The organism is Cyanobium sp. LEGE 06143, from assembly GCF_015207535.1.
In the GTDB taxonomy this organism is placed as follows: domain Bacteria; phylum Cyanobacteriota; class Cyanobacteriia; order PCC-6307; family Cyanobiaceae; genus NIES-981.
Genome location: NZ_JADEWP010000136.1, coordinates 1 through 6,979 on the forward strand (window position 1 = coordinate 1; position 6,979 = coordinate 6,979).

At 71.5% G+C, this 6,979-nt stretch carries 7 protein-coding genes and 1 pseudogene; 2 read left to right on the top strand and 6 right to left on the bottom strand.

Annotation, left to right across the window (positions count from 1 at the left end):
* From IQ216_RS09975 to IQ216_RS09985, 3 genes and pseudogenes are all read right to left on the bottom strand, one after another.
* Positions 1–242: pseudogene (locus IQ216_RS09975) on the bottom strand (histone deacetylase); the annotation flags it as partial.
* Between the two features lie 32 nt (positions 243–274).
* A complete protein-coding gene (locus IQ216_RS09980) occupies positions 275–1,201 on the bottom strand; it encodes a sigma-70 family RNA polymerase sigma factor (RefSeq protein ID WP_193815352.1) in 927 nt (308 codons plus the stop codon).
* 120 nt (positions 1,202–1,321) lie between these two features.
* On the bottom strand, positions 1,322–2,974 hold the full coding sequence (locus IQ216_RS09985) for an NAD(P)H-hydrate epimerase (protein WP_370566696.1): 1,653 nt from the start codon (positions 2,972–2,974) through the stop codon (positions 1,322–1,324).
* A gap of 58 nt (positions 2,975–3,032) precedes the next feature.
* Between IQ216_RS09985 and mnmA the strand changes: the two genes are divergently transcribed.
* On the top strand, positions 3,033–4,190 hold the full coding sequence (gene mnmA, locus IQ216_RS09990; RefSeq protein WP_193815356.1) for a tRNA 2-thiouridine(34) synthase MnmA: 1,158 nt from the start codon (positions 3,033–3,035) through the stop codon (positions 4,188–4,190).
* Positions 4,191–4,227: 37 nt separating this feature from the next.
* Here mnmA and IQ216_RS09995 read toward each other — a convergent pair whose 3' ends face one another.
* From IQ216_RS09995 to IQ216_RS10005, 3 genes are read right to left on the bottom strand one after another with little or no spacing between them, the layout of a single operon-like run.
* Positions 4,228–4,473, bottom strand: a complete 246-nt coding sequence (locus IQ216_RS09995) for a 2Fe-2S iron-sulfur cluster-binding protein (protein WP_186699055.1) — start codon at positions 4,471–4,473, stop codon at positions 4,228–4,230.
* Entirely contained in the window at positions 4,473–5,996 is a 1,524-nt protein-coding gene (locus IQ216_RS10000; protein ID WP_193815353.1) for a cobyric acid synthase, read from the bottom strand. Before IQ216_RS10000 ends, IQ216_RS09995 begins: the two co-directional genes overlap by 1 nt.
* Before the next feature lie 29 nt (positions 5,997–6,025).
* On the bottom strand, positions 6,026–6,400 hold the full coding sequence (locus IQ216_RS10005) for an Npun_F0494 family protein (protein ID WP_193815354.1): 375 nt from the start codon (positions 6,398–6,400) through the stop codon (positions 6,026–6,028).
* Positions 6,401–6,430: 30 nt separating this feature from the next.
* On the opposite strand from IQ216_RS10005, the gene IQ216_RS10010 reads away from it, so the two are divergent.
* Positions 6,431–6,979: nucleoside triphosphate pyrophosphatase (locus tag IQ216_RS10010; RefSeq protein WP_193815355.1), on the top strand; the 549-nt coding region annotated here is incomplete at its 3' end.

Here is a 6,979-nt window from a genome sequence, read left to right on the forward strand (position 1 = left end):
CCGATGCGGCGTTGGTCGGCTCTGGGGAGCTCAGCGCGGCTGAAGGCCTGGTGATAGGGCCGGGGATGCACCAGCTCCAGGCAGCGGCGCGGGATGGGCAGCGGTTGATGCAGGTTGGCGGCCGGCGCCAGGTCCAGGGTCTGCAGGCGCTCGAACAGCAGCCTGAACTTGGCCATCGGAAAGCGATGGTCGCTGGCCAGGGGGGCCGAGTAGGCGGGGTGATAGACGAGTGGCGGATGCACCCTGCCGGTTCAGCCAGGCGTGAAGGGCTGTTCTAGAGGCTGCTGGGGGTGCGGCGGGTGAGATTGCGCAGCTTGCGCAGGGCCTTGAGTTCCACCTGGCGCACCCGCTCGCGCGACACATCCAGTTGACGGCCGATCTCCGCCAGGGTGTGACGTTCGCAGCCCTCCAGCCCGAACCGCAGCTGCAGTACGTGGCGCTCCTGCTCGCCCAGCTGGTTCAACCACTGCTGGAGCTGCTCCTGGTTGAGGCCTCGCTCGACCCTGTCCAGGGGCTCCTCCTCGCTGGAGTCGGCGATCAGGTCGCCCAGGAAACTCCTGCCCTCATCGCCGTTCACCGGCGCATCCAGACTGGAGGTGGTGAGGGACTGGCGCAACAGGCCATCGAGCTCATCGAGGGGCATGGCCATGGCCTCGGCGATCTCCTGGCGGCTGGGCATGGCTCCGAGCTTGTGGGCCAGCTCCAGGCTCACCTTGCGGATCGCGCTCAGCCGCTCGCTGAGGTGCACCGGCAGGCGGATCGTGCGTGACTGGCAGGCGATCGCCCGGGTCATGCTCTGGCGAATCCACCAGAAGGCATAGGTGGAAAATTTGTATCCGCGGGTGGGATCGAACTTCTCGACGGCGCGCTCCAGGCCGAGGGATCCCTCCTGAATCAGATCGAGCAGCTCCAGACCCTTGCCCTGGTATTTCTTGGCCACGCTCACCACGAGGCGAAGATTCGCCTTCATCATGCGTTGCTTGGAGCGCTGGCCCACCCGCACCAGCTTTTTGTCGTGGTCGGAATAGCTGGCGGAATCGCTCTCCAGGAGCCGCATCAACACCTGCACCTGATTGCCCAGCTCGATCTCCTCGGCCGGCGTCAGCAGGGGTTCCCGGCCGATGCTGGCGAGATACCAACTGATCGGATCACTGCTGCGTCTGCGGCTGTGATCACTGGCCCTTTGGGTGGTGGCGTTCATCAGGACGGCCAGTCGAGGAATAAGACTATCCACGCCAAATGGGGGGATCCGGTGTCATTTCAGTAACCCTTTAGGTTTTGCTTGCAAAAGCACACGGTTGTTGTGGTCGAACTCACACCGTCAGGTTTCTGCTGCTGCCCAGGAGGGTTCGTCCTGGCCGCCTGGCGCCGGATCGAGGCCCGCCAGGGCTGAGGCGATCGCCATCGGTGTGCAGTGGCCGGGGCCAGCGCCTGCGCGCACCCTCAGACCCGCCTGGGCGTGGGCCAGGGCCGCTGCCGCCAGCACGGCTGGATCGGCCTGGCCGCAGGCGGCGATGGCCTGGGCGCCCAGCCCGGCGCAGTAGCCCGCCAGCACGTCCCCGAGGCCGGCGCGGGCCGCGCGGGGTTCGGCTTCCCCCAGCTGCCAGCGGCGCCCATCAGGGGCGGCCACCACGCTGCGGGCTCCCTTCAGCACCAGGCCCACGCCCGCCTCGCCGGCGGCCCGGCCGGCGGCCTCCAGGGGCGGCAGCTCTGCCCACTGGGGGAAGAGGCGCTCGAACTCCGCCCCATGCGGGGTGAGCCAGGTGGGGCCCTGGCGATGACCCAGCCAGGCCGCCGCGCTGCAGCCCAGGCCTGGGGCCACCGCCAGGGCCAGACGGTTGAGGCCGTCGGCATCGAGCACCAGCAGGCCGGGCAAGCGTTGCAGCCGCTCCCACACCTCCAGCTCACGCCCTGCGCCGAGGGCAGGCTGCGGCTGGCCCCCCAGCCCCGGCCCCAGCAGCAGGGCATCGAGCCGTTCAAGAGTGGTGGCGGGAAGGTCGGCCAGGCAGAGGTGCCCCGCCGGGTCGCAGGCCAGCTCCGCGCTCACCACCACATGCGGCGCCCTGGCCACCAGCTGCCCCCCCACGCCGGCGGCTCCGGCCAGCCGCACACTGGCGCAGCCGCTGGCACTGGCCCCCGCCACCGCCAGGTGCGCGGCGCCCTGGAAGCGGGCACTGCCGGCCAGCAGCAGCAGCCGGCCCCGGCCGTACTTGCTCGCCGCCGTTTCGATCCGGGGCCAGGGCGCGGTGCTCAGGTCGGCGGCAGCCAGCAGCAGCGGCGGGCTGGCGGGCAGGGAGTCCAGGGCCTGGCGGGCCAGCCCCAGGTCGATGCGCTCCAGCCGGCCCACCCAGGCCAGGGCCGCATCCTGCGCCAGGCCCTGCTTGATCAGCCCCACGGTGCAGGTGTGGATGGCCTTCGCTGCCACGGCACCGAGGCAGCGCCCCGTGTCGCTGCACAGTCCGGTGGGCACATCCAGGGCCACCAGACCCCCAGGGGCCTGCTGCTGCCGATGCTCCAGCAGGGTTTCGAGCGCGGCGCCTGGGGGCCGGCTCTGGTTGAGGCCCAGCAGGGCCTCAATCCAGAGGCTGGCCGCGGCGGGATCTGGTGGACCGGCCAGGGTGGGGATGCCAAGCCAGTGGGCATGGCGGCGGTGGGTGGCGGTGAGGGGTTTGCAGCGCTCAAAGGGGCACCACAGCTGCACGGCGATGCCGGCCAGGTGGAGCTCCCGGGCCACCACCAGCCCATCACCGCCGCTGTGGCCAGGCCCCACCAGCACCAGGGCCCCGCAGGCCCTCAACCGGGGGCCGTGAGCTCCCAGCAGCCGCTGGCTGAGGGCCAGGCCGGCCTTCTCCATCAGTGCCTCCACCGGCAGGCCGCTCTCGAACAGCCTGGTTTCCACGGCGGCCATCTGGGCGCCGCTCACCAGCAGGTGCTCGGCGTCGCGGGCCGGCCAGGGGGTGGGGCTGGGGGTCACGGCAGGCGATGGGGCGCCGCTTCATGATGGGAGCAATGTCGCCTTTCGCCCCGCCTTGCTGAGCTCCGCCCCTGCTGCCACTCCAGCCGGTGCCCAGGCCCTGGAGCGCCTGCGGGCCTGGCCCGGCGAGCATCGCGTTGCTGTGGGGCTCTCCGGCGGGGTGGACAGCTCCCTCACCGCGGCCCTGCTGGTGGAGGCGGGCTGGCAGGTGGAGGGGCTCACCCTGTGGCTGATGAGCGGCAAGGGGGCCTGCTGCGCCGAGGGGCTGGTGGATGCCGCCGGCCTCTGTGAGCAGCTGGGGGTGCCCCACCATGTGGTGGATTCCCGCGAGCAGTTCCGGGCCCAGATCGTTGACTTTCTGGTGGAGGGCTATGCCGCCGGGGTGACGCCCCTGCCCTGCTCCCGCTGCAACCGCGAGGTGAAGTTCGGCCCGATGCTCGCCTGGGCCCGGGAGCAGCGCGGCCTGGAGCGCCTGGCCACGGGCCACTACGCCCGCGTCCGCCCGGCCAGCGGTGGCGGCCGTGACCAGCTGCTGCGCGGTCTGGATCGCCACAAGGACCAGAGCTACTTCCTCTACGACCTGCCCCAAGAGGTGCTCTGCCGGCTGGTGTTTCCCCTCGGTGAACTCACCAAACCCGACACCCGCCTGGAGGCCGAGCATCACGGCCTGCGCACCGCCGCCAAGCCCGAGAGCCAGGACCTCTGCCTGGCCGACCACCATGGCTCGATGCGGGCCTTCCTGGATGCCTACCTGCCGCCGCGCCAGGGCGAGATCGTGCTGGGAGACGGCCGGGTGCTGGGCCACCACGATGGCCTGGAGCACTTCACCATCGGCCAGCGCAAGGGGCTGGGGGTGGCCTGGAGCGAGCCGCTGCATGTGGTGCGTCTCGATGGCGCCATGAACCGGGTGGTGGTGGCACCCCGCTCCGAGGCGGCCCGCCCCGACTGTGTGGTGGGCGCGGTGAACTGGGTGTCGATCGAGCCGCCCCAGCAACCGCTGGAGGTGGAGGTGCAGGTGCGCTATCGCAGCGCCCCGGAGCCGGCCCTGCTCACCCCCCTGGAACCCACCGAGGCCGATGGGGCAGCGGGCCGGCCTTACCGGGTGCAGCTGCGTTTCGCCGAGGAGCAGTTCTCCATCACCCCGGGCCAGGCCGCGGTGTTCTATGCCGGTGACGTGCTGCTCGGTGGCGGGCTGATCCAGGCTTCCCCCAACTGAGCTCGCCTCACCAGCCCTCTCTTCGCCAGCCCTCTCCTCACCAGTAGGGATCGCTGGCCAGTTCCACCGTGAGCGAGCCCGTGCGGCTGGGGGGCACCGTGGCGATGCAGGCCCGCACCACCCGGCCGTTCACCTCGATTTCGCAGGCGCCGCAGCTTCCCCCCAGGCAGCCGGTGGGGATGGTCACGCCGGCCTGCTCKGCCGCCACCAGCCAGGAGCTGCCGCTGGCCACCTGGCTGGTGTGGCCGTTGGGCCAGTGCAGGCGAACCGGAGTGGCACTCATCAGGGGTGAAGCAAGGGGGCGAGGTTCACGTGGGCCTCGAAGGCATCGGCCAGGCGATCGAGCAGGGCGTCGCGTTGCTGGGCATGGTCGCTCTGATGTTCGCTCAGCAGGGGGAGTCCTCGGCGATGGCGCAGCTGGTTGAGCCAGCGTCGCCGCCAGGCACCGCTGTCGAACACCCCGTGCAGGTAGGTGCCCGCCACGCTGCCGCCCCGCTCACCGATCGGCCGCCACCATCCCAGGCCGGCCTCAGCGGCCAGCGGAGCGGTGGCGGCCGCGCGCTCTGACCCGTCGCCTGCCAGACCGCCGCCCAGCAGCTCGGTGTGGCCGCGGTGAAGCTCGAAGCCGCGCAGCTCCAGCGGTGATCCTGGCGGCCACAGGGCCGGGCAGTGCCGCTGGCGCAGGGCCTTGCTGGCGCCATAGACGGTGCGCAGCGGCAGCAGGCCAAGACCCGCCTGCTCTGCCCCACCGCCCCGGATCGCCTCGCCCTCCAGGCCGCGCGGATCGCCCAGCTGCCGTCCCAGCATCTGCAGACCGCCGCAGAGGCCGAACAGGTGGCCGCCGCTGCTCACGTAGGCCGCCAGCCTCTCCCCCCAGCCGTGATCCTGCAGGGCCGCCAGGTCCCGCAGGGTCTGCTTGCTGCCCGGCAGGATCACGGCATCGGGCTGGCCGAGCTCCTCGCCGGGCCGGATCCAGCGCAGTTGCAGGCTGGGCTCGGCCTCAAGGGGGTCGAGGTCGGAGAAGTTGCTGAGCGAGGGCAGCCGCAGCACGGCGATCTCCAGCTCGGCCCGGCCCTTGCTACCGCGACGCTCCAGCAGATCGAGGGAGTCTTCCGGGGGAAACAGCTCATCCAGCCAGGGCATCACCCCCAGCACGGGCACGCCGGTGTGCTCCTGCAGCCAGGTTCTGCCGGCGTCAAAGAGTTCGCGCCGGCCCCGAAAGCGGTTGATCAGCAGCCCCCGGATCAAGGGACGCTGCACCGGCGTGAGTAGCTGCAGGGTGCCCACCAGCTGGGCAAACACCCCGCCCCGTTCGATGTCCGCCACCAGCAGGCAGCGGGCCCGCAGGAACTGGGCCAGCCGCAGGTTCGTGAGGTCGCGGGCCTGCAGGTTCACCTCCACGGGGCTGCCGGCCCCCTCCAGCACCAGCCGGCCGCCGGGATGGCTGGTCTGCAGCGCGTCCAGCCCCTCCCGGATGGCGGCCCAGCCGGGGCGAAACCAGTCGCGGTAGTAGTGCTCGGCCCGGGCCGTGCCCACCGAGCGGCCCAGGTGGATCACCTCGCTGGTGCTGTCGCCCTGGGGCTTGAGCAGCACGGGATTCATGCTGCAGTGGGGCTCCAGCCCCGCCGCCCAGGCCTGCAGCGCCTGGGAGTAGGCCATCTCACCGCCGCCGCCATCCACCCAGGCGTTGTTGCTCATGTTCTGACCCTTGAAGGGCAGCGGCTGCTCACCGTGGCGGCGCAGCACCCGGCAGAGGGCGGCCGTCATCAGCGACTTGCCGGCGCCGCTGCTGGTGCCCAGCACCATCAGGGGGCTGGGCGCGAGGGCCGGATCCCTCACAGGCGCGGCCGGCTGCGCCGCAGCTGGTGCTGCAGCCGCTCCAGCAGGGACGCCTCGGGAATGGCGCCCGGCCACTGCTCCAGCAGGTCGCGCCCCATCGGCGTGAGACGCACCCGCTCGGTGAGTCCCTGGCCATCCACCTCCCGGCGCAGCACCCCCACCTGGATCAGCCAGATCCAGTGGGCCTCCACCCGTTCGCTGCCCAGGCTGCAGCTGCAGTGCTGGCCGGCATCGGCCCGGCGGCAGAAGGCACTGCTGCTGAGCGGTGTGGCGCCCACCAGCTCATAGAACGTGCGGCGGAACGGCAGGCAGCGCATCGCCTGGGAGGCCCGGGCCCAGGAGCGGGCCTGGAGGTGAGGCTGTCCTTTCATAGGGCGATTCTCCCTGACCTGACGGCCCAGATGCTGGTGCTTGCCTCCGCCTCCCCGGCCCGTCGCCGCCTCTTGCAGCAGGCGGGCCTCCCCCACCGGGTGCAGGTGAGTGGGGTGGACGAGGAGGCGTTTGCCCATGCCGATGCCCGGCAGTTGGTGCGCCAGCTGGCCCAGGCGAAGGCCGAAGCAGTGGCGGAAAAGCTGGCGGTGGAGCTGGCGGCTGAGCTGGGGAAGGCTGCCCCCACAGCTCTGCCGGCGTGGTGCGGGGTGCTGGGCTGTGATTCGGTGCTGGTGTTCGCCGGAGAGACCTTCGGTAAGCCCCGCGATGCCGAGCAAGCCGCCGCCCGCTGGCGCCGCATGAGCGGCCAGTGGGCGGAGCTGCACACCGGTCACTGCCTCACGGCCCCGCAGGGGCCGCCGCTGCAGTCGGTGGTGACCACGCGGGTGCAGTTCGCCGCCCTGGACGAAGCGGCCATCACCGCCTACGTGGCCACTGGCGAGCCGCTGCAATGCGCTGGGGGATTTGCCCTGGAGGGGCGGGGCGGGCTGCTGGTGGAGCGGATCGAACGCTGCTTCAGC

Bases quoted from the DNA above. Each gene is read 5' to 3' on its own strand.
- IQ216_RS09980 (WP_193815352.1), bottom strand. From the start codon at position 1,201: ATGAACGCCACCACCCAAAGGGCCAGTGATCACAGCCGCAGACGCAGC.
- IQ216_RS10000 (WP_193815353.1), bottom strand. From the start codon at position 5,996: ATGGTGCTGGGCACCAGCAGCGGCGCCGGCAAGTCGCTGATGACGGCC.
- IQ216_RS10005 (WP_193815354.1), bottom strand. From the start codon at position 6,400: ATGAAAGGACAGCCTCACCTCCAGGCCCGCTCCTGGGCCCGGGCCTCC.